The organism is Microbacterium sp. P5_E9, assembly GCF_054049175.1.
The window spans coordinates 115,615-140,631 of record NZ_JBFUMV010000004.1 but is presented as its reverse complement, the minus strand read 5'-3'; the positions used below and the strand labels follow the sequence as shown (position 1 = coordinate 140,631).

Below are 25,017 nucleotides of genomic sequence, written 5' to 3'. Positions count from 1 at the left end.
CTCCGGTGCGCTCGGTGATCCGCGGCTAGGCCGAGTCGCGGATCACGAGCTCGGTGTCGAGGATCGTGATGCGTTGCGGGTGTCGGCCGGCCAGCAGTTCAACGAGTGTGCTCGCCATCTTCTCGCCCTGGGCGAAGGACGGCTGACGCAGCGTCGTCAGCTGCGGGATGACGGATGTCGCGACCGGCGAGTCGTCGTAGCCGATGATCGCGACATCCTCCGGCACCCTCAGCCCGGCTGCGCCGAGCACGGCGAGCGCACCCTGGGCCATGAGGTCGCTCGCGATGAAGATCGCGTCGGGCTGATCGCCGCCACGGTCGAGGATGCGCCGCATCGCGTCGGCACCGCCCTCGGTCGTGAATTCGCCCTCCTCAACCGCCCCCTCGGGCAGTCCCGCTTCGGCGAGCGCCTGACGGTAGCCCTGCAGACGGTCGACGCCCGCAGGCATCGTCAGTGGTCCGGCGATGGTGGCGATGCGGCGGTGACCACGCGCGATCAGATAGGCCACGGCATCCTGCCCGCCACGCACATTGTCGACATCCACGTAGTAGTCGCCCTCGCGCTCACGCGGCGGGCGGCCGCCGTATACGACAGGCACCGCCGAGGCGATCCGGTCGATGAACGTGTCGCTCGTGTGGTGCGAGACGATGATCGCCCCGTCGACCGCGCCACTGCGCAGGTAGTCGGTCGTCTTGTCGCCGGGGTCGTCGCTCGCGATGAAGAGGTTCAGCACGTAGTCCGACTTGCTCAGGTACGCGTTGATCCCGGAGACGATCGGCGCGAAGAAGGGGTCGCCGAAGAACCGGGAGGTGTCTTCGGGGACCACCAGCGCGATGGCGTGCGTCTGCTTGCTGGCGAGCGATCGCGCCGCGCGATTGGGGACGTAGTTCAAGTCGGCGATCGCGCGCTGCACCGCCTCGAGCGCCGCGGGACTCACCGCCGTCGAGCCGTTCACGACACGCGAGACGGTCGATCGGGAGACGCCGGATGCCGCGGCGACCTCTTCGATCGTCACGCTCTCGTGGGTGGACTCGATGCTCATGTCAGTGCGAACCCCTGGCTGCTATCCGGCCACGGAAGCCGGAGATGAGTCCAGCGCCCGCTCGGCGATGATCCGAGCGTATTCCCGTCCGCTGTCTTTGACCGAGCGTTCTTGGGTGTCGTAGTCGACGCGGACGATGCCGAACCGCTTCTCGTAGCCCCATGCCCACTCGAAGTTGTCGAGCATCGACCAGTAGAAGTAGCCGCGCACATCGACGCCGGCGTCGGCCGCGTCGAGGGTGGCGCCGAGGTGTCCGCGCAGGAACTCCACGCGATCTTCGTCGTGCACGCGGACGACTCCGTCCTCGACCACCGCCTCATCGTCGTACGCGGCGCCGTTCTCGGTCACATAGAGGACTGTGCCTTCGGGGGCCGCGTACTCGGAGGAGATCCGCGTGAGGAGGCGGGTGAGCCCGGACGGCTCGACTTCCCAGTTCATCCCGGTGCGCGGCAGTCCGCGCTCGTAGTTGTGGATGCCCTCGAAGGAGGGGAACGGCGAGCGTCCCTCTCGATCGGTCGGCGCGTCGCCGCCCTGCGGCGGGTTCGCCGGAGGGCGTCCGCCCACGAGGTCGCCGTGGTAGTAGTTCACGCCGAGCGCGTCGATCCGCGTCGCGATCGTCTCGAGGTCACCGGGCAGGATCGCCGCCTCGAGGGCGGCGACCGCGTCGGCATCCACGACGCGGATGTCCTCGACGATGTCAGCGGGGTACGCGCCGAGGAAAACGAGGTCGAGGAACCAGCGGTTGTGCTGTCCGTCCAGTCGTCGGGCGGCATCCACGTCGGCGGGCTCGGTCGGGTCGGCGGGCTCGGCGACCGTGAAGTTGAGCGTGATCCCCAGGTCGAGCGACGCGTCGCGGGCGCGCAGCGCCTCGACGACCTTGCCGTGCCCGAGCAGCAGGTGGTGGGCCGACAGCAGCCCCTCGGCCACGCTGTAGTGACCCGGCGCGTGCAGGCCAGCGGTATAGGAGAGGAACGACGAGCACCACGGCTCGTTGAGGGTCGTCCACACCTTGACCCGGTCGCCGAGGGCATCATGCATGTCGAGCGCGTACTCGGTGAACCGCTCCGCGGTGTCGCGGACGGTCCAGCCGCCCTTCTCCTGCAGCGCCTGGGGCAGGTCCCAGTGGTAGAGCGTCAGCCATGGGAGGATGTCGGCATCCAGCAGCTCGTCGACGAGCCGACTGTAGAAGTCGATGCCCTTCGGGTTGAGCGCGCCGCCGTCGGGGCGCACGCGCGACCAGGAGGTGGAGAACCGGTAGGTCTGCAGTCCCAGGCGCTTCATCAGCGCGACGTCACCCTCGTACCGGTGATAGTGGTCGCACGCGATATCGCCGTTGTCGGCGTTGATGACGGCGCCCGGTACGCGGCTGAACGCATCCCAGATCGAGTCGCGACGGCCATCCTCGTGTGCCGCGCCCTCGATCTGGTAGGCAGCGGTTGCTGCGCCGAACAGGAAGTTGGACGGGAAGGGCCGGGTGGTGCTCGCGCTCATTCGGGCGGAGTCCTCTCTCGTGATCGAGGGATCGGTCAGGGTCATCCTTTCACCGCCCCCGCCATGATGCCGCTGACGAGCTGCTTGCCGGCGAACAGGAACAGGATCAGGAGGGGGATGGTCGCGAGAAGGACACCCGCAAGCACGATCGAGTAGTCGACGAAGTAGTTCGCCTGCAGCAGCGACAGCGCGACGGGAAGCGTGGGATCGCGACGGTCCAGCACGATGAACGGCCAGAAGAAGTTGTTCCAAGCCGAGACGAACGTGAAGAGCCCGAGCATCGCGGCGGCCGGTCGGGCAGCGACCACGCCGATCGTCCAGAACGTGCGGAGCTGGGATGCCCCATCCATGCGTGCCGCCTCGATGAGCTCATCGGGCACCGCCTGAGTGAGGTACTGCGTCATCCAGAAGACGCCGAAGGCGCTGGTGAGCGACGGAATGATGATCGCTCCGATGTTGCCCGTCCAGCCGATGTCGGCGAACAGGATGTAGAGCGGCACGACGCCGAGCTGCATCGGCACGGCCATGGTCGCGACCACGAAGACCAGCAGGGCCTTGCTGCCACGGAACCTCAGCTTCGCAAACGCCCAGCCGGCGAGCGTCGAGAAGATGACGACGGATGCTGCGATCAGGGCCGAGCTGTAGATCGAGTTCCACAGTGCAGTCCAGAAGTTGACCGCCGGGTTGTTCACGACCTCGATGGCATTCGCGATGAAATTGCCGCCGGGCAGCCACGACATGTTCGGGTCGTTGATGGTCTGGGCGTCCCCCGAGCCGATCAGAAGCGACCAGTAGAAGGGGAACAGCGAGGCGACGAGCACGACAGCGAGCCCGATGTAGACCCACGCTCCGGCGCGCACGCCTCGGATCTTCTTCGTGCGGTACTGCCGACGGCGAGCACGGGCGTTCGGAATGCCCTCCGAGATCGTGGCAAGGGGCGGTGTGCCGAGAGCGGTCATCGCTGGGATCCTTTCCGGCCGAAGCGGCGCCGCACGACGACTCCGCGTCCGCCTTCGTCGCGGACAAGGCCTCTCGTCACGGCCAGGTTGACGAGCCCGATGACGAGGATGATGAGGAACAGGATCCAGGCGAGCGCCGCGGCACGACCGAAGTTCCACTCGCCCCACCCGATCTTGTAGAGGAACAGGGTGATCGTCAGCCACTGCTGCGCAGGGCCGCCTTCACCCGTGGTGTCATACATGCGCGGCTCGTCGAAGATCTGCAGTCCGCCGATCGTCGAGGTGATGATGACGAAGATCAGCGTCGGCCGCAGTGAAGGAATCGTGATGGCCGTGAACTGGCGGAAGGCGTTTGCGCCGTCGACGGTGGCCGCCTCGTAGTAGTCACGGGGGATCGCCTGCATCGCCGCGAGCAGGATCAGCGTGTTGTAGCCCGTCCAGCGGAAGTTCACCATCGTCGCGATCGCGATGTGACTCCAGAACACGCTCTTGTGCCAGGGGATCGAGATGCCGAGGTTCGCGAGGACGCCATTGACGAAGCCGTGGTTGTCGCCGAACATGTTGCCGAAGATCAGGGCGACCGCGACGGGGGCCATGACGAACGGGACAAGCACGCTCATGCGCCAGAACGTCTTGTTCCGGATGTTGCGGTCGAGCAGCGCGGCGATGAACAGGGCGGCGATGAGCTGGGGCACTGCGGAAATCACGAAGATGCTGAAGGTGTTGCGCAGCGCGGTCCAGAACTGAGGGTTGTTCAGGATCCAGATGTACTGGTCGAACCCGATGAAGGTCCCCTTGTTGCGGATGAGGTCCCAGTCCTGGAACGAGATGACCGCGGTGTACGCGATGGGGAAGAGACCCACGATCGCGAAGATGATGAAGAACGGGGAGATGTAGAGGTAGGGCGAGAACTTGACGTCCCACTTGCTCAGCCGCTGGCTGAACGACAGGACCCGGACGGGCCTTTCCAATGGTGGCGGCGTCTGCGACGCTGGTTCGCGCGTTACGGTCGCGGTCACGCTGGGGCTCCGATCGAAGGGGTTGATTGCGGGGTGGAAGTGCGGGCCGCGCGCAAGACGCGCGGCCCGCACTTGATGTCACTCAGAAAGCGTTGACTTCAGCTACCCAGGTGTTCCACGAGGTCTCCTTGTCTTCGAGACCATCGAAGACACGGGTGATCGCGTTCTGAAGCGCGGCGTGGTACTTGAAGTAGTTTGCGTCCTTGTACGGAGCGACGGTGACCGCCTTGGCGCGGTTGATTCCGATCTCTCCCGTGGGGGCGTCGTTGAAGTAGGCGTTCTTGTAGTCGAGCAGGTCTGCGCTCTCGTACGCGTCGGGCTGGCTCGGGAACGCACCGACGTTCACGAACGCCTTGATCTGCGTCTCGGGGCTGGTCAGCCAGTCGGCGAGCTCGGTTGCTGCCGCGACGTTGGCGCCGTTCGCCGGGATGGTCAGGTAGGAGCCACCCCAGTTGCCGCCGCCATTCGGGAACGCGTCGGCGATGTTCCAGCCGGTCACGTCAGGCGCGTTGCCCGAGATGATGCCGTGCATCCAGCCGGGGCACAGCATGGTCGCGAACTCACCATTTGCCTGCGAAGCGGTCCAGTCGTCGTTCCACTGGGTCGCATACGCGGAGTTGGGGATGGCACGGTCAACCAGCAGGTCGTAGGCCGCACGCACGTCGGGGTTCTCGGTCGCGATGACCGTGCCGTCCTCCTTCGTGTAGGTGTACTCGATCTGGTTGAACACGCCCTGGGTGATCGCGTTGGCCGCGTCGATCATCGGCTTGCCGGTGGCTGCCTTGTACTTGTCGGCGACGTCGAAGAAGTTGTCCCAGTCGCCGTCGAACAGCGTGGCAACCTCATCGGGCGTGCTCGGCAGTCCGGCCGCCTCGAAGAGATCGGCGCGGTAGCAGATGCTCTGCGGGCCGATGTCGGTGCCGAAGCCGACAAGCCGGCCGTCGGCGTCGGTGGCCGCCGCTTCCTTCCAGTCGAGCCAGCGACCCTTCAGGTCGTCCGGCACCTCGGCAAGGAGGTCGGAGTACTGCATGGCCTCCTGGAACCAGTCGACGTCGATCGCCTCGATGTCGGCGAGACCGGACTTGCCGAGCTTCGCGAAGAAGTTCGCGCGCTGGTCGTCGCTCGTCGCGGCGATGTTGTGGACGATCTTCACGTTCGGGTGGTCGTCCATGTACTCCTGGAGGAGCTCATCGGTGTACCCGAAGTTGTTGAACGTGTCGATTGTGAGCGTGATCTGCTCGTCCGAGTCGGCGGACGAGTCGTCGCCGGCGCTGCCGGCGCAGCCGGCGAGCACGATTGCGGAAGCCGAGATGGCGGCGACCGCCACCGCGGTCCTGCGGAAGGCATGTGAATTCACTGTCACTCCTTTGTGTGGTCAGGGTCGGAGATGTGTTGCAGGGTGCTCGATCCCCGGCCGGGTGACCCGGGATCGTTGTCCGTGGGAGCGTTCCCAAGGCGTGKAGACTCACGGTACGGGAGCGCTCCCACGAAAGTCAAGGGAGCGCTCCCATGGAAATGTCACGGTTGCATCACGGTCCGATTGCCGGTCTTGCGGGGTGGGAAGGCATCGCATCCGGGCGGGGGAGCCGCGGGCCGTAGACTGGGGGGAACCCCTTCCCGCGACATCCGGAGCTCCTCAATGCCCACCATCGTCGTCGACGTCATGCCCAAGGCCGAGCTGCTGGACCCGCAGGGAAAGGCCGTCGCCGGTGCTCTCGCGCGCCTCGGTGTCGAAGGATTCGGGGGTGTCCGCATCGGCAAGCGGTTCGAGCTCGCGGTCGACGGCGAGGTGACCGAGGAGGTGCTCGCCGTGGCGCGGAACATCGCCGACGAGATCCTCTCCAACTCCGTGATCGAGGATGTGGTGGGCATCGAGGTCGTCGAATGACCGTACGCATCGGGGTCATCACGTTCCCGGGTTCGCTCGACGACCGCGACGCGCAGCGCGCGATCGCCGTCGCCGGCGCTGAGCCGGTGGCGCTCTGGCACGGCTCGCACGACCTCGAGGGAGTCGACGCGCTCGTGCTGCCCGGCGGGTTCAGCTACGGCGACTACCTGCGGGCCGGCGCGATCGCCGCGCGCGCGCCGATCATGGCGGAGGTGAAGGATGCTGCGGCCGCCGGCATGCCGGTCCTGGGCATCTGCAACGGCTTCCAGATGCTCGTGGAAGCGCACCTGCTTCCCGGCGGTCTGATCCGCAACGCGCACCAGCAGTTCATCCGCCGCGATCAGCGCCTGCGCGTCGAGAACGCCTCCACGGCCTGGACGAGCGAGTTCACGCAGGGCCAGGAGATCGTCATTCCGCTGAAGAACGCCGATGGCGGATACATCGCGGATGCCGAGACCCTGGCGCTCATCGACGGCGAAGGTCTCGTCGCCTTCCGCTACGTCGGCGTCAACCCGAACGGCTCGCTCGACGACATCGCGGGGCTCACCAACCAGCGCGGCAACGTCGTCGGCCTCATGCCGCACCCCGAGCACGCTGTGGAGTCGGGCTTCGGCCCGGACACGCGCGAAGCGATGCGCTCCGGCATCGACGGCCTCGGCTTCTTCACCTCGGCGATCGCCGCCGTGGTCGCCGCCGCCKCCTAGCGCCAAAGCGGTCCCTGAGCCTGTCGAAGGGCCGCGGACGCTTCGACAAGCTCAGCGACCGCACAAGCTCAGACGGTGCCGGCGGGCGGCCAGACGCCGATGATGAGCGCCATCACCACGAAGGTCACGAGTTCGTGCGCGATGTTGAGCACGGTCAGCGACGTCGGTCGTCCCTCGAACGCGTCGTGCGTGATGAACCGCGCCGCGGTGAAGCCCGCCCACAGGATCACACCGGTCGCGATCGACGACCACAGGAACGATCCGCCATAGAAGTGCCAGGAGATGTCGACGGCGCCGGCGAGCACCCACGCCGAGACGAAGCTGACGAAGAGCGTCACCAGGATCGGCACGACCGCCGATGCGCCTGGCCGGTCCATGTCGACGTTCGCGAGCTTGGCCCAGCGCGTGCCGAACACCTTCGGGGTGTACCAGACGAAGCCGACCACCATCGTCGAAGCGGTGGCAAGCAGCACTGCCCAGTAGTTGATCTCGGGAACCTGCATCGTCGCCTCCTGTGCGGACACCCGCCGCTGCCCGGAGCGTACCGCCGCAGGGCGACCCCCCGACCACAGCGCGCCGCTACCGTGGAACCGTGAGCCACAGCATCCTTCCGCTCGTCGTCTCGGTCCCGACCGCCGATCTGGCCGCCGATCTCGGCGATCTCCCCGACGGGGTGGAGGTCGTCGTCTGGCCGATGGACGGCCCATCGCCCCGGCAGGCGTTCGACATCGTCGTGCCGCCGTACATGAGCATGGCGCGGGTGCTCGAGCGGCTCGAAGGCGTGCGCGTCGGACTCGTGCAGGGTCAGTCGATCGGCTTCGAGGGCGTGGACCGGCTCCTTCCGCAGGGACTGCCGTTCGCGAATGCCGCGAGCGTGCACGAGACCTCCACCGCCGAGCTCGCGCTCGGGCTGACGATCGCGGCGCAGCGCCACATCGACCGGTTCGCGGTCGACACCGCCAATGGCGTGTGGGCACCCGCCTTCACCCAGAGTCTCGCCGACCGACGTGTGCTGCTGCTGGGCTACGGCGGCGTTGGCAAGGCCGTCGCCGCACGTCTGGAGCCCTTCGAGGTGACGGTCACCGCGGTGGCGAGTCGAGCGCGCGAGGAGGACGGGATGCCGGTGCACGGCGTCGACGAACTCCCCGCGCTGCTGCCCCACGCCGAGATCGTCATCCTGACCCTCCCCGGTGGGGACCGGACGCGGCACATCGTGGACGACGGGTTCCTCGCAGCTCTCCCCGATGGTGCGCTCGTGGTCAACGTCGGCCGTGGCCCGCTCATCGACACCGATGCCCTCGTCGACCATGTGCGCCGTGGCCGCATCCGGGCCGCGCTGGATGTCACAGACCCGGAGCCGCTGCCCGCCGGGCACCCGCTGTGGGGTCTGCCTGGCGTGCTCATCTCGCCCCACGTGGGCGGTGCGTCGAGCGCCATGCGCCCGCGGATCGCGCGGCTCGTACGCACCCAGATCGAGCGGATGCAGGCCGGAGAACCCCCGGTCAACGTTGTGATTTCCGGCTGAGCGGGCGATCTCAGCCGAAGAACAGCGAGTGCACGTCGCCGACGGCGGCGCGGCCGCCCAGCGCCTCGAGCTCCATCAGCACCGTCGTGCCGATGACCGTGCCGCCGAGCGCTGCGATCAGCTCGTGCGCCGCGCACAGCGTGCCGCCGGTCGCCAGCACATCGTCGACGAGCAGCACCCGGGTGCCGTCGGCGATGTCATCGTGGGCCTCGATCGTGGCGGAGCCGTATTCGAGGTCATACGAGACCGATGCCGCGGGCCGAGGCAGCTTGCCGGCTTTGCGGATCGGCACCAGCCCCACCTCAGCCGCGATCGCCACGGCGCCGGCGAGCAGGAACCCGCGCGCCTCGATCCCCGCTACGACATCGAACTGGCCGGCGAAGGGCTCGATCATGGCATCGATCACGGAGCGGAAGGCCCGGGCGTCCGCGAGAAGCGGGGTGATGTCACGGAACAGCACGCCCGGCTCGGGATAGTCGGGGATCGTCACGATCAGGGACTCGGCATGCGCGAGGGAGGCGGTGGACACGCGCCAACCTTAGCCGCGCAACATGTTCTCAGCCGTCGACCGGCGAGGAATGTAAGCGTTTGCACTAGCCTGGGTCCATGACCTCACCGGACACTGTCGCCCTCGCCGCCAGCGCACCCCCCGTTTCAGGCGCGGAGTGGTGGCGCACCGCCGTCATCTACCAGATCTACCCGCGGTCGTTCGCCGACGCCTCCGGCGACGGCATCGGCGATCTCCCCGGCGTGACGGCGCATCTGGACGACCTCGCGGCCCTCGGCGTCGACGCGCTGTGGCTGAGCCCCTTCCAGCGATCGCCCCAGAAGGACGCCGGCTACGACGTCGCCGACTACTGCGACGTGGACCCGCTCTTCGGCACCCTGGGCGACTTCGACGAGATGCTCGCGCAGGCGCATGCCCGCGGCATTCGCGTCGTCATCGATCTGGTGCCGAACCACTCGTCCGATCAGCACGAGTGGTTCCAGCAGGCCCTCGCCGCCGGCCCGGGAAGTCCCGAACGCGCGCGTTACCTCTTCCGCGAGGGCGAGGGCACGCAGGGTGAGCTGCCGCCGAACAACTGGGAGTCGGTCTTCGGCGGTGCCGCGTGGACGCGCGTCATCGAGGCCGACGGGCAGCCGGGCCAGTGGTATCTGCACCTGTTCGACGTGACGCAGCCCGACTTCGACTGGTCCAACCCAGAGGTGCACGCGGAGTTCCGCCGGATCCTGCGCTTCTGGCTCGACCGCGGCACGGACGGCTTCCGGGTGGATGTCGCGCACGGCCTCGTCAAGACGGAAGGGCTCCCCGACTACATCCCGCCTGCCGACACCGACTCGATGGGCGGCGCCGACGAGAACGTGCCCTACTGGGCCCAGGACGGCGTCCACGAGATCTTCCGCGAATGGCACCGCGTGCTCGCCGAGTACGACGGCGACCGCGCGCTGTGCGCCGAGGCATGGCTCCCGACTCCTGAGCAGACCGCGCTGTGGGTGCGCCCCGACGAGCTGCATCAGGCGTTCAACTTCCCCTACCTGCTGACTGGGTGGGATGCCGCGGCCATGCGCACGGTGATCGACGGGTCGCTGCAGGCCTTCGGCGCCGTCGGCGCTCCGAGCACGTGGGTGCTCTCCAACCACGACGTCGTGCGGCACGCATCGCGGCTGGCCCTGACTGCGGAGAGCCCCCAGGGGACCGGCATCGGACCGAAGTCACCCGGCAAGCCCATCGCGGAAGTCGGCCTGCGCCGGGCGCGTGCCGCGACGACCGTGATGCTCGGACTGCCCGGCTCGGCGTACCTCTACCAGGGCGAGGAGCTCGGCCTGCCCGAGGTCGTCGAACTCGCCGACGATGTGCGCCAGGACCCGACCTGGTTCCGCAGCGGCGGCGAGCGCTACGGCCGTGACGGCTGCCGGGTGCCGATCCCGTGGAGCGCCGATGCCCCTGCCTATGGGTTCAGCCCAGACGGCGCGTCATGGCTGCCCCAGCCCGCCGAGTGGGCCGCCCTCGCGCGTTCGGTGCAGGCGAAGGATCCAGCATCGACCCTTTCGCTCTATCGCACGCTCCTCGCCGCTCGTCGCGCACGCGGTCTCGGCGCAGGGACGGTCGAGTGGATCGATGGGCTCGGCGCGGACGTCATCGCATTCCGGAATGGGAATGTGACGGTCGTTGCAAACCTCGGCGCGAAGCCGGTCGCCCTTCCCGGCGGCACGGTGATCGCGGCGAGTGAGCCGTTCTCCGGCTCCTCGCTGCCCGTCGACACGGCGGTGTGGCTCTCGGTCTGACGTAGGGGAGCTGTTGAGGAACCGCCCATGGTGAGCATCGACGAGGTCGCTCGCGCGTCCGGCGTGTCGACGGCCACCGTCTCTCGCACCCTGAGCGGACGTGGGCCCGTCGCCGCCGCCACCCGCGCGCGGGTCGAAGCGGCCGCGAAGCGCCTCGGCTATGTCGTGTCGGCGTCGGCGTCGAGCCTCGCCTCGGGCCGCAACCGCAACATCGGTGTGCTCGTGCCGTTCGTCAACAGCTGGTTCTTCAGCACCGTGCTCAGCGGCACCGCCACAGCCCTGCAGCGGCATGGGTACGACATCACCCTCTACACGCTGACGGCGGACCTGGCGCAGCGCAGCGAGATCCTCGAGACCTTCGTGCGCCGCCGGCGGGTCGACGGGATGATCGCGATCTCGATCGACCTGGGCGCCGAGGAGACCGAGTGGCTGCTCGAGATCGGCCTCCCGGTGATCGCGATCGGCGGCCCCACCCCTGGACTGACGACGCTCGTGGTCGACGAGGTCGCGGTCGCGCGTCTGGCCGTCGATCACCTCGTCGCGCTCGGCCACCGCGACATCGCGCACATCGGCGCCAGCCCCGAGTTCGAGGGCGACTTCCGCGTCGCCACCCAGCGACGGCGCGGGTTCGAGCAGGTGCTGACGGATGCCGGCATTCCCCCGATGGACTCGCCCTTCCAGCCGGGCGAGTACACCATCGAAGGCGGATTCCGCGCCGCGCGGCGCCTGCTGGAGCGGCCGGATGCGCGACCCACGGCGATCTTCGCGGCCTCCGACGAGATGGCGATCGGCGCCCTCCTGGCCGCCCGGGAACTCGGATGCCGCGTCCCCGAGGACCTCTCGATCGTCGGCATCGACGGCCACGAGCTCGGCGAGTTCTTCCGGCTGACCACGGTCGACCAGTTCCCCCTCCGGCAGGGCGAACGAGCCGCGGAGGCGATCCTTGCCGCGCTCGACGAGCACGGCGAGCCGCTCGCCCGCGCTGACCTGCCCTTCGAGCTCATCGTCCGCGGATCGACGGGCCCGCCGCCGGCCTGACGGGGATGTGGAGCGTCTGGGTAGGCTCGGGGCCATGTCTCTCGACCTCGAAGCCATCTACACCGATCTGCACCGGCATCCGGAGCTCTCCTTCCAGGAGACCCGCACCGCGGGCGTCATCGCGGAGCATCTGACCGCACTCGGCATCGAGTTCGAGGCGGGCATCGGACGGACCGGGATCGCTGCGGTCATCCGCAACGCGCGCTCCGACGCCGAGCCGGGTCCCGTGGTGTGGCTGCGCGCCGACACCGATGCGCTCCCCGTCGCCGAGCGCACCGGCCTCGACTACGCGAGCACGGCGCGTGGCACCGACCCCGCCGGCCTCGACGTGCCGGTGATGCACGCCTGCGGGCACGACATGCACATCACCGCCATGCTGGGCGCGCTCGAGCGGCTCGTCGCCGATCGCGGGTCGTGGTCGGGCACCGTCGTCACCGTGTTCCAGCCGGCCGAGGAGTACGGCCAGGGCGCCCAGGCGATGATCGCGGACGGTGTGCTCGACCGCTTCCCCCGCCCCGACATCGTGCTCGGTCAGCACATCACCCCACTCCCAGCCGGCACGATCGGCGTGCGCCCCGGCACCCAGATGGCGGCATCGGACGGCCTGACGGTCACCCTCCTCGGGCGCGGCGGCCACGGCTCGCGCCCGCACTCCACGATCGATCCGGTCGTGATGGCAGCCGCCACCGTCATGCGGCTGCAGACGATCGTGTCGCGCGAGGTCGACCCCCGGGATGTCGCGGTCGTCACGGTCGGCTCTATCCACGCGGGGCTCAAGAACAACATCATCCCGGCCGAGGCCAAGCTCGAGCTGAGCCTGCGGTACCCCGACGACGACGCGCGCGCCCGCATCCTCGAGAAGGTCGAGCGCGTCGTGCGCGCCGAGGCCCAGGCCTCCGGCGCGGAGGAGCCACCCGTGATCGTCGTCGACCACTCGCTGCCACCGACAATCAACGACGCGGCCGCCACCGCCCGCCTCACCGATGCCTTCGATCGCGCATTCGGGGAGGGGACGGTCATCGACCCTGGCATGTTCACCGGCAGCGAGGACGTCTCGTGGTTCGCCCGCGAGGCCGGCGCTCCTCTCGTCTACTGGTTCTGGGGCGGGGTCGACCCGCAGAAGTACGCGGATGCCGTGACGGCGGGCACCCTCGAGCGCGACATCCCGACCAACCATTCGCCGTTCTTCGCGCCGGTGCTGCATCCGACGATCGAGCGCGGCGTGGACGCGCTCACGGTCGCCGCCCGGGAGTTCCTCGACGCTCGGTGACCCTGGGGCGCCACCGCGCGCCCCTGGGCCGCCCTCCCCACGGGTACCGGCGACCCGCCCGCGGGTGAATTGCTTACCCGCCGGAACGGGCGTAGTCTCGCCCGCCGTGACCAACGACAGTCGCGAGCCCGGGTCAGCTGACTCCCCGATCGCGAAGCGCATCCTCATCGGCGACCCTTTGTCGTCGGAAGTGATGGACGACCACCTGCTTCCGAAGAAGATGGCACTGCCGATCTTCGCCTCCGACGCACTGTCGTCCGTGGCGTATGCGCCGCAGGAGCTGCTGATGATCCTGCTCACCGGCGGACTGGCGTTCCTCTCCTTCAGCCCGTACGTGGCGACGGCCGTCGTGGTGCTGCTCATCGTCGTGGTGATCAGCTACCGCCAGCTCATCAAGGCGTATCCCTCGGGCGGCGGCGACTACGAGGTCGCCAGCAAGAACCTGGGCGAGGTCCCGGGCGTGGTCGTGGCAGCCGCACTTCTCGTCGACTACGTGCTCACCGTCGCGGTGTCGGTCGCCTCCGGCGTCGACAACATCATCTCGGCGTTGCCGTTCCTGAACCCCGGCAGGGTCGAGCTCGCCGTCGGGTTCGTGATCCTGATCGTCGTGGTCAACCTCCGTGGAGTGCGCGAGGCGTCGCTCCTCTTCGCCATCCCGACCTACGTGTTCATCGGATCCGTCGGGGTCATGGTCGTCGTCGGGCTCACCCAGACCCTCCTGGGCAATCCGCCGGTGGCATCCAGCCACGACTACGGCGTGCAGGCCGAGAACCTCGGTCAGGCGGCGGTCATCCTGCTCGTGCTGCGGGCGTTCTCCAGCGGCTGCTCCGCCCTCACCGGCGTCGAGGCCGTCGCGAACGGCGTGCCCGCCTTCCGCAAGCCCAAGGTCCGCAATGCCCAGACCACCCTGGCCCTCATGGGCACGATCGCTGCGCTGCTGTTCGCGGGACTCACGGCGCTCGCCCTCATCTCCGGCGTGCACTACGCCGAGGATCCGTGCACCCTGATCGGCTTCGACTGCGCAAACCCGCAGCCCAGCCTGATGGCCCAGGTGGCGTCGGCCACCTTCGGCATGGGGTCGATCCCGTTCTACGTCATCCAGGCGGCGACGGCGGCCGTGCTCCTCCTCGCGGCCAACACCGCGTTCAACGGCTTCCCGCTGCTGGGCTCGGTGCTCGCCCGCGACGGTTATGCGCCCAAGGCGCTGAACACCCGCGGCGACCGCCTGGTCTACTCCAACGGCATGATCATCCTGGGGATCGTCGCGATCGGCGTGCTGATCATCTACCAGGCGAACCTCACGACCCTGATCCAGCTCTACATCATCGGCGTCTTCGTGTCGTTCTCGCTCGGCCAGATCGGCATGGTGCGCCACTGGAAACGCGCACTGCGGAACATGCGCGAGAAGCTCCCGCCCGACGCCCAGCGGCAGCGGTCGGCAGTCCTCGAGCGGCGCAGCACGATCCGCAGGCTCATCATCAACACCCTCGGCGCCACCATGACGGTGTCAGTGCTCGTCATCGTGACGATCACGAAGTTCACCCACGGCGCCTACCTGGTGTTCATCGCGATCCCGATCCTGGCGGTCCTGATGATCGGCGTGAACCGCTACTACCGCGACGTCGAGCACGAGATCGAGATGGACGACCGGATGCACTTCGGGTCGTCCGGCGACGTCGCCCTGATCCTTGTGAACCGCCTGCAGAAGCCGGTGGTGAAGGCGATYGACTACGCCCTCGCCGCCCGTCACGACAAGACGATCGCGCTCCACGTCGCCGTCACGAAGGAGGAGGCCAGGTCGCTGCAGAAGGAGTGGGAGAAGCACGGGATGCCGATCCCGCTCGTGATCATCGAGTCGCCGTACCGCTATTACGCGCAGCCCGTCGCCGAATTCATCAAGGTGTACCGCGAGAAGCACGGCTCGACCGTGATCACCGTGTACCTGCCGCAGTACATCGTCGGGCACTGGTGGGAGTCGCTCCTGCACAACCGGCGCGCGGGCCGCATCGGTCAGCAGCTCATGCTGATCCACGGCGTCACGATCACCCTCGTGCCCTGGCTGCTGGACTCCTCGGAGCTCATCTACGGCCGGCGCTCCCGGCCGCTCCCCGGCCAGGAGCGAGCGGGGCGTCCGTTCGACCCCAGCACGGGCGCGATTCCGGTCGCGAAGAAGTCCGGACCCGACTCCGAGGGCACGTAGCGAGGCCCCGGCCCGGGCGCGTCGGCGTAGCCTGGAGGGATGACCTCGACCGTGCCCGCGCCCGCGTCGCTGCGCCCTGAGTCGCTGCGAGCCGACTTCCCGATCCTCGCCGAGCACGTGAACGGCGTGCCGCTGGTGTATCTCGACTCCGCCGCGACGAGCCAGAAGCCGCGTGCGGTGATCGCCGAGGAGGTCGCCTTCCTCACCCGGTCCAACGCCGCGGTCCACCGTGGCGCGCACACGCTGGCCGCCGAGGCGACCGAGCTTTTCGAGGATGCGAGGGCCACCGTCGCGCGGTTCGTCGGGGCCGCCGAGGATGAGCTGGTCTGGACGAGCGGCGCCACCGCCGGCATCAACCTCGTCGCGTACGGGCTGGGCAACGCCTCGGCCGGTCGCGGCGGCGATGCCGCGCGCCGGCTCGCGCTCGCGCCGGGCGACGAGCTGGTGGTCACCGAGTCCGAGCATCACGCCAACCTCATCCCGTGGCAGGAGCTCGCTGCACGCACCGGCGCGAGGCTGCGGCACATTCCAGTGCACGATGACGGCACGATCGACATGGATGCCGCGGCATCCGTCATCGGCGAGCGCACCCGGGTCGTCGCGTTCCCGCACGTGTCGAACGTGCTCGGGATCGTGAACCCGGTCGCCGAGCTCGTCGCGCTCGCCCAGGCGGCCGGCGCCCTCACCGTGCTGGACGCGTGCCAGTCCGCGCCGCACCTGCCGCTCGACCTCCCCGCGCTGGGCGTCGATTTCGCCGTGTTCTCGGGCCACAAGATGCTCGGGCCCTACGGGATCGGCGGCCTGTACGGACGCCGTGACGTGCTCGCGGCGCTCCCCCCGTTCCTCACCGGCGGGTCGATGATCACGACCGTCACCCTCGACGAGGCGCAGTACCTCGCGCCGCCGCAGCGATTCGAGGCGGGCACGCAGCCGGTCTCGCAGGCGATCGGGCTCGCCGCCGCCATCCGCTACCTCGACGCGATCGGGATGGATTCGGTGCACGCCCACGAGCAGCGCCTCGAGCGACGGCTGCGCGACGGGCTGCGCTCGATCCCCGGCATCCGCCTGCTCGGGGACGCTTCGACAAGCTCAGCGACCGGGGAGGCAGTGCAGCGCGTCGCGCTGTGCGCCTTCGACGTCGACGGGGTGCACGCGCACGACGCCGGCCAGTTCCTCGACTCCCGGGGCATCGCCGTGCGCGTGGGGCACCACTGCGCCCAGCCGCTGCACCGCCGCTTCGGACTCACCGCCTCGGTGCGCGCGAGCGCCGCGCTCTACAACACCGAAGCCGAGATCGACCTGCTGCTCGAAGCGGTCGCCGGGGTGCGCGGGTTCTTCGGGGTCGGCCGATGAGCGGGCTCGAGTCGCTCTATCAGGAGCTGATCCTCGACCATTACAAGCGCAAGGTCGGCTTCGGGCTCGCCGACGACGAGGCCGGCTCCGCCACCTCGCACCAGCGCAACCCGATCTGCGGCGACGAGATCACCGTCCGGGTCCGCGTCGAGGGCGACGCCGTCCGCGACGTCACGTGGGAGGGCGCGGGCTGCTCGATCTCGCAGGCGTCCGCCTCGATGCTCGCGGAGCTCGTACGCCTCGACCCGGATGGAGTGCCGCGCACGGAGCGGATGCCGCGGGCCGAGGTATCCGCTCTCATCGACGGCTTCCGCGAGGCGCTGCGCTCCCGCGGCACGATCGACCTCGATGAGGACACGTTCGGCGACGCCGCCGCGCTGTCGGGCGTCTCGAAGTACACCGCGCGCGTGAAGTGCGCGATGCTCGCCTGGGTCGCGTTCGAGGACGCCCTCAGCCGCGCCTGACCGCAGCGCGCGCAGAGCGGTCGGACGCCAGCGGCGCTCGCACCCAGATGGCGGAGGTCATGACTTCTCCTCCGAGGCGCGGGTGTCGGAACGGTGGATCGCGATCGAGCCGTAACCCGTGCGGATGCGCAGTTCGACGGTGTCCTCGCCCTCGACGGGGCCTGCGTCCGCCGCGAGGTCGGTGCGGACGACGCCGTGCTGCGCGGTCGCATCGACCCAGACGGCCGTGCCCTGCCGTACGCCGACATCGACCGACCCGTAGGAGCCGTCGACCCGCACCGCGCCGCGGACGATGTCCCGGACCCGCACGGCACCGTACGCCGAACGCATCGTCGCCCCCGACGACAGCGTGCCGAACTCCATCGATCCGCTCGAGGTGACCGCGTCGACCGACCCTGCGACCGAGTCCACGACGATCGGACCGTCGGACCCCTTGATCCGAAGGCCGCCGCCGACGTGGGTGAGGCGCGCCGAACCTGACTTGAAGGTGAAGTCGGCGTCGCCGCTGACCCGGCCGATGCGGAACTCCCCGTGGCCGCCCTTCACCTCGAGCCGCTCGGCCCGGTCGACGGTGAGGTCGCCGTACCCAACCACCGCGCGAACGGGACCGAGGGCACCGGTGAGACGGGCAGAGCCGTACTTCACCTCGACGTCGGCGACGGATGCCTCGGGCACCTCCACGACGACGTCGATCGAGTCCCCCGGCCCGAAGAGGTTCATCCGGAACGGACCCGTCACAACGACCGTCTGCCCGATCCGCTCCACCCGGACCGCTTCCGCGGCCGAGCGGTCTCCGGCCCGCCGCGGGTTGCTGGGCAGCACGGAGACCGAGATGTCATCCCGCGCCGCGGCGAGGACTTCGACGCGGCCCATCTGGATGTCGACGCGCACCTCCCCGACGCCCGTGACAGCGAAGCTGGTCAACGGACCCACCCCGAGAAGGTCGAGCCGCTGCTCTCCCGCACGACCGGGCGGGGATCGAGCGCGGCACCGACCGCGCGGACGAGCCAGGTGTTCAGGGAGAGGCCTTCACTCGCGGCGGCGGCCTCGGCGCGGCTCTTGAGCGAGTCGGGCCACCGGAGGGTGGTGCGCGCGGCGGTCCCGTCATCCGTCTCATCCCCCGCCGTGCCCGCCCGCGGCGGGGGATGAGACGCTTGAGCGTCGAGGATGGCCGCCGGACGGCTCACCACGAACTCGACGTCACGTCCGCGCAGGCGAACGTCGACGGCGCCGGGGGCGAGGTCGCGAGTGATCTCGGCGGCGGCCTCGGACAGCGCCTCGAGGATCGCGACCCGCGCCGACGCATCGAGGGCGACGACGAGCCTGCCCGCGATCTCCTCCGTCTCGGTGGTGCCGGCGGCGGCGGTCGCCATCAGCTGTCGCTGGAGCGCTTCGACATGCGTTGAGATCTGCATGACGTCATTGTGACACTATTTTGACGTCGTTGGACATCACAATTCCATCACAACGCATGCCTCCGCCGGTATGTCGGGTCCGTAGTGTGGGGCATAGCGATCGGCGTCCGCCCATGGCTGGAAACGAACCCCCGTCGCCGCGGGTTCCCGATCGAAGAAGGTGCGCTATGGCCACCATCACCACCGTCGCCACCAACACGCCGGAGGCCCGCCTCGGCCCGATCCGCCAGACCTACGCCAGCGCCGAGAACTTCCCGCCGCTGACCCGCGCCTACACGCAGATCTCCCAGGTGATCCGCGAGACCGGCCTCCTGGGCCGGGCGTCCTGGTTCTACGCCCTCGTCGGCACCGGCCTGGTGCTCGCAATGGCCGGCTGCATCGCCGGCTTCATCCTGCTGGGGGACAGCTGGTTCCAGCTGCTCATCGCCGCTGCGCTCGGCATCGTGCTGACCCAGGTGGCGTTCCTCACGCATGAGGCCGGGCACCGCCAGATCCTCAGCTCCGGCCCGGCCAGCGATCGGCTCGCACGTATCCTGAGCAACGGCATCGTCGGAACCAGCAGCGCCTGGTGGGACACCAAGCACACTCGCCACCACGGCAACCCGAACCGCGTCGGCAAAGACCCCGACATCGAGATCGACACGATCCGCTTCACCGAAGAGGATGCCGCGAAGACGCCGTGGATCATGACGTTCATCACCCGGCGCCAGGGCTGGCTGTTCTTCCCGCTGCTGACCCTCGAGGGCTTCAACCTGCATTACCTGAGCGTCAAGCACCTCACGACCTCCAGGAACGTCAAGGGCCGCTGGATCGAGCTGTCGCTGATTGCGCTCCGCTTCACCGTGTACCTGGGCGCCCTGTTCTGGATGCTGCCCCTCGGCATGGCCTTCGCCTTCCTGGGCGTCCAGCTCGCCGTCTTCGGCGTCTACATGGGCGCAAGCTTCGCCCCGAACCACAAGGGCATGCCGCTCATCGACCGCGACGCGAAGCTCGACTTCTTCACCAAGCAGGTGCGCACGTCGCGCAACGTCAGCGGCGGCTGGTGGGCGACGACGCTCATGGGTGGCCTCAACTACCAGATCGAGCACCACCTGTTCCCGAGCATGCCGCGGCCGCACCTCTCGAAGGCCCGCGTCATCGTCAAGGACTACTGCAACACGCTCGATGTCCCGTACACCGAAACCACGATGCTGCAGTCCTATGGGATCGTCATCGAGTACCTGAACCGCGTCGGCCTGTCCGCCCGCGACCCGTTCGAGTGCCACATGGTCGCTCAGTTCCGCAAGGTCTGACACCCGCTGGTGAAGGCCGCGCCCGGTCCGGGCGCGGCCTTCGTCGTTTCAGCCGAAAACCCGCAGCAGCCGCTCACGGGACTGCTCGAGGTGCCGCCGCATGGCGGCTTCTGCCGCCGCCGGGTCTCCGGCGATGACGGCGTCCGCGACGGCGGCGTGCTCGTCCACGGTGTCCGCGACGTACGCGCCGCTGTAGGCGAGGCGGAAGGTGTGCAGATGGCAGTGCGTGCGCGCGTAAGCCTGCCGCACGGTCTCGTTGCGCGCGGCACGGAAGACCGTGTCGTGCAGGCGGACGTCGTGCTGTGACAGCACGGAGTATGCGTCGGGCCGGCCGATCGCGGAACGCGCCAGCTCGATCTCCCGGCGAAGCCCGGCCGAGTCCTCGGCCTGCCGGCGCTCGGCGGCGCGCGCGGCTGTTCCGGGCTCCAGCAGCAGGCGCAGCTCGAAGAGGTCGATGAGCTCCTGCTCGGCGAGCAGATCGGTCGTGCGGTAGCCCTTCAGCGGGTGCTTCTCGACGAGGCCGTCGGACTCCAGCCTTGCCAGCGCCTCGCGCACGGGGGTCGGCGAGACGCTGAATCGCCGGGCGAGCTCGCCCGCATTGAGGCGCTCATCCGGCGGAATCGTGCCATCCATGATCGCCAGCTGCAACACGGCGTGCACCTCGTCGCCGAGCATCACCCGCACACCGCTCGCGAGCGAAGGGAGACGATCCATCGTCGACATCGCGCCACCTTCGCTTGACACCCGCATCCGTTCTGAAGCACTATAGCGGTCGAAGATCAAATACGATCTTTCGTACATCAGAAAGCACCATGGCCACCACGATCACCGATGCTCGCGCCTTCCTCGTCGATATCGCCGTCGAAACGGAGCGCACCGACGCCGTGCAGAGCTTCGTCAAGCAGGAGACGATCTTCGTCGAACTGGAAACCAGCGACGGCCTGCACGGCCGCGGCTACTCCTACACGATCGGCACAGGGGGGCGCGCGGTGCTGTCGATGCTGCGCGACCACCTGCTCGACCTGCTGATCGGCCAGGAGGCCGATCGCATCGAGGCGATCTGGCACCGCCTGTTCGCCTCCACCCGCGCCACCACGACCGGCGCGATCACCTCGCTCGCCCTCGCCGCAGTCGACACCGCCCTGTGGGATGTCGCAGCGCAGCGCGCTGGACTGCCACTCTGGCGCCTCGCCGGCGGCTTCCGCCGTGATGTGCCGCTCTACGACACCGAGGGCGGCTGGCTGCACCTGTCGGTCGACGACCTCGTGGAGGGTGCCCTCGTCTCGCAGCGCAAGGGCCTGAGCGGCGTCAAGGTCAAGATCGGCAAGCCGAGCGGCCACGAGGACCGCGAACGCCTCGCCGCCGTCCGCGACGCCGTCGGGCCAGGGTTCGACCTCATGGTCGACGCCAACCAGTCGATGACCGCGACCGAGGCGATCCGTCGCGCGCGCCTCTTCGACGGGCTCGACCTCGGCTGGATCGAGGAGCCGCTCCCGGCAGATGACATCGAAGGGCACGTGCGCCTCGCCCGCTCCACCGCGACGCCGATCGCCGTCGGCGAGTCGATGTACTCCATCGCGCAGTTCCGCGAGTACCTCGACCGCGGCGCGGCCGGCATCGTCCAGGTCGACGTCGCCCGCATCGGCGGCATCACACCGTGGCTGAAGGTGGCGCATCTCGCCGAATCCTTCAACGTCCACGTGTGCCCGCACTTCCTCATGGAGCTGCATGTCAGCCTCGTCGCCGCGGTCCCCAACGGACGCTACGTCGAGCACATCCCGCAGCTGCGCGGCATCACCCGCACCGAGATGACGATCCAGGACGGCCGGGCGCTCGCCCCCGAGACCGTCGGCCTCGGCATCGACTGGGATCGCGACGCGATCGAGGACAGGATCGTGTCATGACTCTTCCCACGCGCCCGCACCGCGGGCTCGAGATCAGCGTGCTCGGCGCCGGCTGCGCGCAGCTCGGCAACCTCTACCGGGCGATGTCCGACGAGGAGGCCGAGGCTACCGTCCGCGCGGCCTGGGACAGCGGCATCCGCTATTTCGACACCGCTCCGCACTACGGCCTCGGGCTCTCGGAGCGCCGGCTCGGCCGTGCGCTGGCGGCCTACCCCCGGGGCGACTACGTGGTGTCCACGAAGGTGGGCCGCCTGCTGGTGCCCAGCCCCGAGACCGCCGGGCAGCGCGATCTGGCGGACGGCTTCGACGTGCCGGCCGACACCCGCAGGGTCTACGACCTCAGCCGCGACGGTGTGCTGCGCTCGATCGAGGACAGCCTCGACCGGCTCGGCGTCGACCGCATCGACATCGCCTACATGCACGACCCCGACGAGCACTGGGAGGCGGCCTCGACGACCGGCGCCCAGGCGCTGACCGAACTGCGCGACGAAGGCGTCATCCGCGGGTTCGGCGCGGGGATGAACCAGGGCGAGATGCTCGCCGATCTCATCGAGCAGACCGACGTCGACATCGTCATGTGCGCCGGCCGCTTCACGCTGCTCGAGCAGGATCGCGCGGAGCGGATGCTCGGCCTCGCCGCTGAGCGCGACGTCGCGGTGGTCGCGGCCGCCGTGTACAACTCCGGGCTGCTCAGCCGCGAGCATGTGCCCGACGACGCCCATTTCGACTACGCCGAAGCGCCCGGCGACATCCTCGCCCGCGCACGGGACATCGAGCGGATCTGCCGCGAGCACGGCGCCTCGCTGCCTGCCGCCGCGGTGCAGTTCCCGTTGCGGCACCCGCAGGTCGTGTCGGTGGTCGCCGGCATGCGCGGCCCGGACCAGGCCCGCGAGACCGTCGCCCGTCTCACCGCCCCCCTCCCCGACGAGCTGTGGCGTGCCCTCGCCGCCGCCGGCCACATCCCCGAGGTGTCATGAGCACGATCACCGGCGTCGAGGTCCACGACCTGCGCTTTCCGACATCCGTCACCGCCGACGGCTCCGACGCGATGAACCAGGATGCCGACTACTCGGCCGCCTACGTCGTGCTGACCACCGACGAGTCCGCGGACGGCACCCCGCTCCGCGGGCATGGCTTCACCTTCACGATCGGCCGAGGCAACGAGCTGTGCGCCGCGGCGGCGCGCAGCTACGCGGGCCGACTGGTCGGGCGGGAGCTCGGCGATGTGGTCGGCGACCTCGGCGGCACCTACCGTCTGCTCGCATCGGACTCGCAGCTGCGCTGGCTCGGGCCGGAGAAGGGCGTCGTGCACCTCGCGATGGCCGCGGTCATGAACGCGGTGTGGGATCTCGCCGCGCGGCGGGCGGGCAAGCCGCTGTGGCGCTTCCTCGTCGAGCTGCCCACCGAGACCCTCGTCGACACGCTGGATCTGCGGTACCTCTCGGACGAGCTGACCCGCGACGAGGCGATCGAGATGCTCCGCGCGACCGAGCCGCTGCGCGCGGCGCGGACCGCAGAGCTCGTGGCCGCCGGCGGCTACCCCTGCTACACGACGAGCGCGGGCTGGCTGGGATACGACGACGAGAAGATGGTGCGACTGCTGCGGGAGGCGATGGCCGAGGGGTACTCCCACGTCAAACTCAAGGTCGGCCGCGACCTCGACGAGGATCGCCGTCGCGTGGCCCTCGCCCGTGCGACCATCGGCCCCGACATCAAGCTCATGATCGACGCGAACCAGATGTGGGATGTGCCCGAGGCCATCGAGTGGGTGCGGGCCCTCGCCGACTACGACCTGCACTGGATCGAGGAGCCCACGAGCCCCGACGACGTGCTCGGGCACGCGGCGATCCGGGCGGCGGTCGCGCCGATCGGTGTCGCGACCGGCGAGCACGGTATGAACCGCGTGCTGTTCAAGCAGCTGCTGCAGGCCGAGGCGATCGACTACTGCCAGATCGACTCGGCGCGGCTGGCGAGCGTGAACGAGATCATCGCGGTGTATCTGATGGCCGCCAAGCGCGGGGTGCCGGTCTGTCCGCACGCCGGCGGCGTCGGCCTGTGCGAGCTGGTGCAGCACCTGTCGATCTTCGACTACATCGCCCTGACCGGCACCACCGAGCACCGCGTCACCGAGTACGTCGACCACCTCCACGAGCATTTCGCCGACCCCTGCATCGTCGAGAACGCCCGCTACGTCATCCCGACGCAGGCCGGCTACAGCGCGGAGATCCTCGCTCCGTCGATCGAGGAGTACCAGTTCCCCGACGGAGGCTATTGGCAGGGGGCTACCGCGTGAGCGGCATCATCGATGCGCACACCCACATCTGGCAGCGCGCGTCCGGCGACTACGGCTGGATCACCCCCGGCCTCGCCACGCTCGACCACGACTTCGGGCTCGACGATCTCACGGCGGAGCGCGCAGCCCTGGGTGTCGACCACGTCGTGCTCGTGCAGGCCGCCGACACAGCGGGCGACACGGATCGCATGCTGGCCGAAGCCGCCGCGCATCCCGAGGTCGCGGGCGTGGTGGCCTGGCTCCCCCTCGCGGGTCCTGCGCTCGACGAGGCCCTGACCGACCGGCTCGCCACCGGCAAGGTGGTCGGCGTGCGCGCGCTCATCCACGACATGGCCGACACCCGCTGGGTGCTGCGCGACGACGTCGCCGCGGGCCTCGATCGCCTCGCCGCGGCCGGTCTCGCGTTCGACGTGGTGACCTCGGGCCCCGCCGGCCTCGCGCTGGTGCCGGTGCTCGCGGCGCGGCATGCGTCCCTGCGGATCGTCATCGATCACCTGGGCAAGCCGCCGATCGGAGCGGATGCCGAGGCCCTCGCGCAGTGGCGCTCACTGCTGCGCGCGGCAGCGGCATCGCCGAACGTCGCCGCCAAGCTCTCCGGCCTCGCGAGCGCAGCCGGAGCCCCCGACTCGTGGACCGTGGCGGACCTCCGCCCCGTCGTCGCGGAAGCCGTCGCCGCGTTCGGCCCTGAGCGGCTCATGTACGGCGGCGACTGGCCGGTGTGCCTGCTCGCCGGCGGGTACACGCGCACCTTCGATGGACTCCACGCGGCGCTCGACGTCTCGGAAGCGGAGCTCGAGCAGATTCACCGCCTATCTGCCATAGCGTGGTACCGACTCGAGATCGAGGGGCTCGGATGAGCCCGACGGGAGATGAA

At 69.2% G+C, this 25,017-nt stretch carries 24 protein-coding genes; 14 read left to right on the top strand and 10 right to left on the bottom strand.

The window, feature by feature from the left end:
- Positions 1-25 precede the first annotated feature (25 nt).
- From ACXJ3V_RS08625 to ACXJ3V_RS08605, 5 genes are all read right to left on the bottom strand, one after another.
- On the bottom strand, positions 26-1,042 hold the full coding sequence (locus ACXJ3V_RS08625) for a LacI family DNA-binding transcriptional regulator (RefSeq protein ID WP_457099878.1): 1,017 nt from the start codon (positions 1,040-1,042) through the stop codon (positions 26-28).
- 21 nt (positions 1,043-1,063) lie between these two features.
- Positions 1,064-2,533, bottom strand: a complete 1,470-nt coding sequence (locus tag ACXJ3V_RS08620) for a glycoside hydrolase family 1 protein (protein ID WP_457099877.1) — start codon at positions 2,531-2,533, stop codon at positions 1,064-1,066.
- Positions 2,534-2,574: 41 nt separating this feature from the next.
- Positions 2,575-3,492, bottom strand: a complete 918-nt coding sequence (locus ACXJ3V_RS08615) for a carbohydrate ABC transporter permease (RefSeq protein WP_457099876.1) — start codon at positions 3,490-3,492, stop codon at positions 2,575-2,577.
- A complete protein-coding gene (locus tag ACXJ3V_RS08610; RefSeq protein WP_457099875.1) occupies positions 3,489-4,511 on the bottom strand; it encodes a carbohydrate ABC transporter permease in 1,023 nt (340 codons plus the stop codon). The genes ACXJ3V_RS08615 and ACXJ3V_RS08610 overlap by 4 nt, the downstream gene beginning before the upstream one ends.
- A gap of 82 nt (positions 4,512-4,593) precedes the next feature.
- A complete protein-coding gene (locus tag ACXJ3V_RS08605) occupies positions 4,594-5,868 on the bottom strand; it encodes an ABC transporter substrate-binding protein (RefSeq protein ID WP_457099874.1) in 1,275 nt (424 codons plus the stop codon).
- 282 nt (positions 5,869-6,150) lie between these two features.
- Here ACXJ3V_RS08605 and purS point away from each other — a divergent pair, with 282 nt between their 5' ends.
- The gene (purS, locus tag ACXJ3V_RS08600) at positions 6,151-6,399 is read left to right on the top strand and encodes a phosphoribosylformylglycinamidine synthase subunit PurS (RefSeq protein ID WP_457099873.1); all 249 of its coding nucleotides are present in this window, start codon (positions 6,151-6,153) and stop codon (positions 6,397-6,399) included.
- Positions 6,396-7,103, top strand: coding sequence for a phosphoribosylformylglycinamidine synthase subunit PurQ (gene purQ, locus ACXJ3V_RS08595; protein WP_457099872.1), 708 nt, complete (start codon positions 6,396-6,398; stop codon positions 7,101-7,103). The genes purS and purQ overlap by 4 nt, the downstream gene beginning before the upstream one ends.
- 68 nt (positions 7,104-7,171) lie before the next feature.
- Here the strand turns inward: purQ and ACXJ3V_RS08590 are convergent, their stop codons facing one another.
- Positions 7,172-7,606: a DUF1761 domain-containing protein gene (locus tag ACXJ3V_RS08590; RefSeq protein ID WP_457099871.1), complete on the bottom strand. Its 435-nt coding sequence runs from the start codon at positions 7,604-7,606 to the stop codon at positions 7,172-7,174.
- 89 nt (positions 7,607-7,695) lie between these two features.
- On the opposite strand from ACXJ3V_RS08590, the gene ACXJ3V_RS08585 reads away from it, so the two are divergent.
- On the top strand, positions 7,696-8,628 hold the full coding sequence (locus tag ACXJ3V_RS08585) for a 2-hydroxyacid dehydrogenase (protein ID WP_457099870.1): 933 nt from the start codon (positions 7,696-7,698) through the stop codon (positions 8,626-8,628).
- A 10-nt stretch (positions 8,629-8,638) separates the two neighbouring features.
- On the opposite strand, the gene ACXJ3V_RS08580 is transcribed toward ACXJ3V_RS08585, so the two are convergent.
- On the bottom strand, positions 8,639-9,157 hold the full coding sequence (locus tag ACXJ3V_RS08580) for an adenine phosphoribosyltransferase (RefSeq protein WP_457099869.1): 519 nt from the start codon (positions 9,155-9,157) through the stop codon (positions 8,639-8,641).
- 77 nt (positions 9,158-9,234) lie between these two features.
- Here ACXJ3V_RS08580 and ACXJ3V_RS08575 point away from each other — a divergent pair, with 77 nt between their 5' ends.
- From ACXJ3V_RS08575 to sufU, 6 genes are all read left to right on the top strand, one after another.
- Entirely contained in the window at positions 9,235-10,914 is a 1,680-nt protein-coding gene (locus tag ACXJ3V_RS08575; RefSeq protein ID WP_457099868.1) for a glycoside hydrolase family 13 protein, read from the top strand.
- 27 nt (positions 10,915-10,941) lie between these two features.
- Positions 10,942-11,952, top strand: coding sequence for a LacI family DNA-binding transcriptional regulator (locus ACXJ3V_RS08570; RefSeq protein WP_457099867.1), 1,011 nt, complete (start codon positions 10,942-10,944; stop codon positions 11,950-11,952).
- 34 nt (positions 11,953-11,986) lie between these two features.
- Positions 11,987-13,222 carry an amidohydrolase gene (locus ACXJ3V_RS08565; protein WP_457099866.1) on the top strand — a complete coding sequence of 412 codons (1,236 nt, stop codon included), beginning with the start codon at positions 11,987-11,989 and terminating at the stop codon, positions 13,220-13,222.
- Between the two features lie 193 nt (positions 13,223-13,415).
- Entirely contained in the window at positions 13,416-15,422 is a 2,007-nt protein-coding gene (locus tag ACXJ3V_RS08560) for an APC family permease (RefSeq protein ID WP_457099975.1), read from the top strand.
- A 39-nt stretch (positions 15,423-15,461) separates the two neighbouring features.
- Positions 15,462-16,775, top strand: coding sequence for a SufS family cysteine desulfurase (locus ACXJ3V_RS08555; protein WP_457099865.1), 1,314 nt, complete (start codon positions 15,462-15,464; stop codon positions 16,773-16,775).
- The gene (gene sufU / locus ACXJ3V_RS08550) at positions 16,772-17,239 is read left to right on the top strand and encodes a Fe-S cluster assembly sulfur transfer protein SufU (RefSeq protein WP_457099864.1); all 468 of its coding nucleotides are present in this window, start codon (positions 16,772-16,774) and stop codon (positions 17,237-17,239) included. Before ACXJ3V_RS08555 ends, sufU begins: the two co-directional genes overlap by 4 nt.
- A gap of 57 nt (positions 17,240-17,296) precedes the next feature.
- On the opposite strand, the gene ACXJ3V_RS08545 is transcribed toward sufU, so the two are convergent.
- The gene (locus ACXJ3V_RS08545; RefSeq protein WP_457099863.1) at positions 17,297-18,163 is read right to left on the bottom strand and encodes a DUF4097 family beta strand repeat-containing protein; all 867 of its coding nucleotides are present in this window, start codon (positions 18,161-18,163) and stop codon (positions 17,297-17,299) included.
- Entirely contained in the window at positions 18,160-18,654 is a 495-nt protein-coding gene (locus ACXJ3V_RS08540) for a toxin-antitoxin system HicB family antitoxin (RefSeq protein WP_457099862.1), read from the bottom strand. Before ACXJ3V_RS08540 ends, ACXJ3V_RS08545 begins: the two co-directional genes overlap by 4 nt.
- A 167-nt stretch (positions 18,655-18,821) precedes the next feature.
- Here ACXJ3V_RS08540 and ACXJ3V_RS08535 point away from each other — a divergent pair, with 167 nt between their 5' ends.
- Positions 18,822-19,946, top strand: coding sequence for a fatty acid desaturase family protein (locus ACXJ3V_RS08535; protein WP_457099861.1), 1,125 nt, complete (start codon positions 18,822-18,824; stop codon positions 19,944-19,946).
- Positions 19,947-19,994: 48 nt separating this feature from the next.
- Here the strand turns inward: ACXJ3V_RS08535 and ACXJ3V_RS08530 are convergent, their stop codons facing one another.
- On the bottom strand, positions 19,995-20,669 hold the full coding sequence (locus tag ACXJ3V_RS08530) for a GntR family transcriptional regulator (protein ID WP_457099860.1): 675 nt from the start codon (positions 20,667-20,669) through the stop codon (positions 19,995-19,997).
- An 89-nt stretch (positions 20,670-20,758) separates the two neighbouring features.
- On the opposite strand from ACXJ3V_RS08530, the gene ACXJ3V_RS08525 reads away from it, so the two are divergent.
- Genes ACXJ3V_RS08525 through ACXJ3V_RS08510 form a run of 4 tightly spaced genes read left to right on the top strand, consistent with a single transcriptional unit; the run spans position 20,759 to position 25,000 of the window.
- Positions 20,759-21,850 carry a mandelate racemase/muconate lactonizing enzyme family protein gene (locus tag ACXJ3V_RS08525; protein WP_457099859.1) on the top strand — a complete coding sequence of 364 codons (1,092 nt, stop codon included), beginning with the start codon at positions 20,759-20,761 and terminating at the stop codon, positions 21,848-21,850.
- Positions 21,847-22,827, top strand: a complete 981-nt coding sequence (locus ACXJ3V_RS08520) for an aldo/keto reductase (RefSeq protein ID WP_457099858.1) — start codon at positions 21,847-21,849, stop codon at positions 22,825-22,827. The genes ACXJ3V_RS08525 and ACXJ3V_RS08520 overlap by 4 nt, the downstream gene beginning before the upstream one ends.
- The gene (locus ACXJ3V_RS08515; protein WP_457099857.1) at positions 22,824-24,143 is read left to right on the top strand and encodes an enolase C-terminal domain-like protein; all 1,320 of its coding nucleotides are present in this window, start codon (positions 22,824-22,826) and stop codon (positions 24,141-24,143) included. Before ACXJ3V_RS08520 ends, ACXJ3V_RS08515 begins: the two co-directional genes overlap by 4 nt.
- Positions 24,140-25,000: an amidohydrolase family protein gene (locus tag ACXJ3V_RS08510; protein ID WP_457099856.1), complete on the top strand. Its 861-nt coding sequence runs from the start codon at positions 24,140-24,142 to the stop codon at positions 24,998-25,000. The genes ACXJ3V_RS08515 and ACXJ3V_RS08510 overlap by 4 nt, the downstream gene beginning before the upstream one ends.
- Positions 25,001-25,017 lie beyond the last annotated feature (17 nt).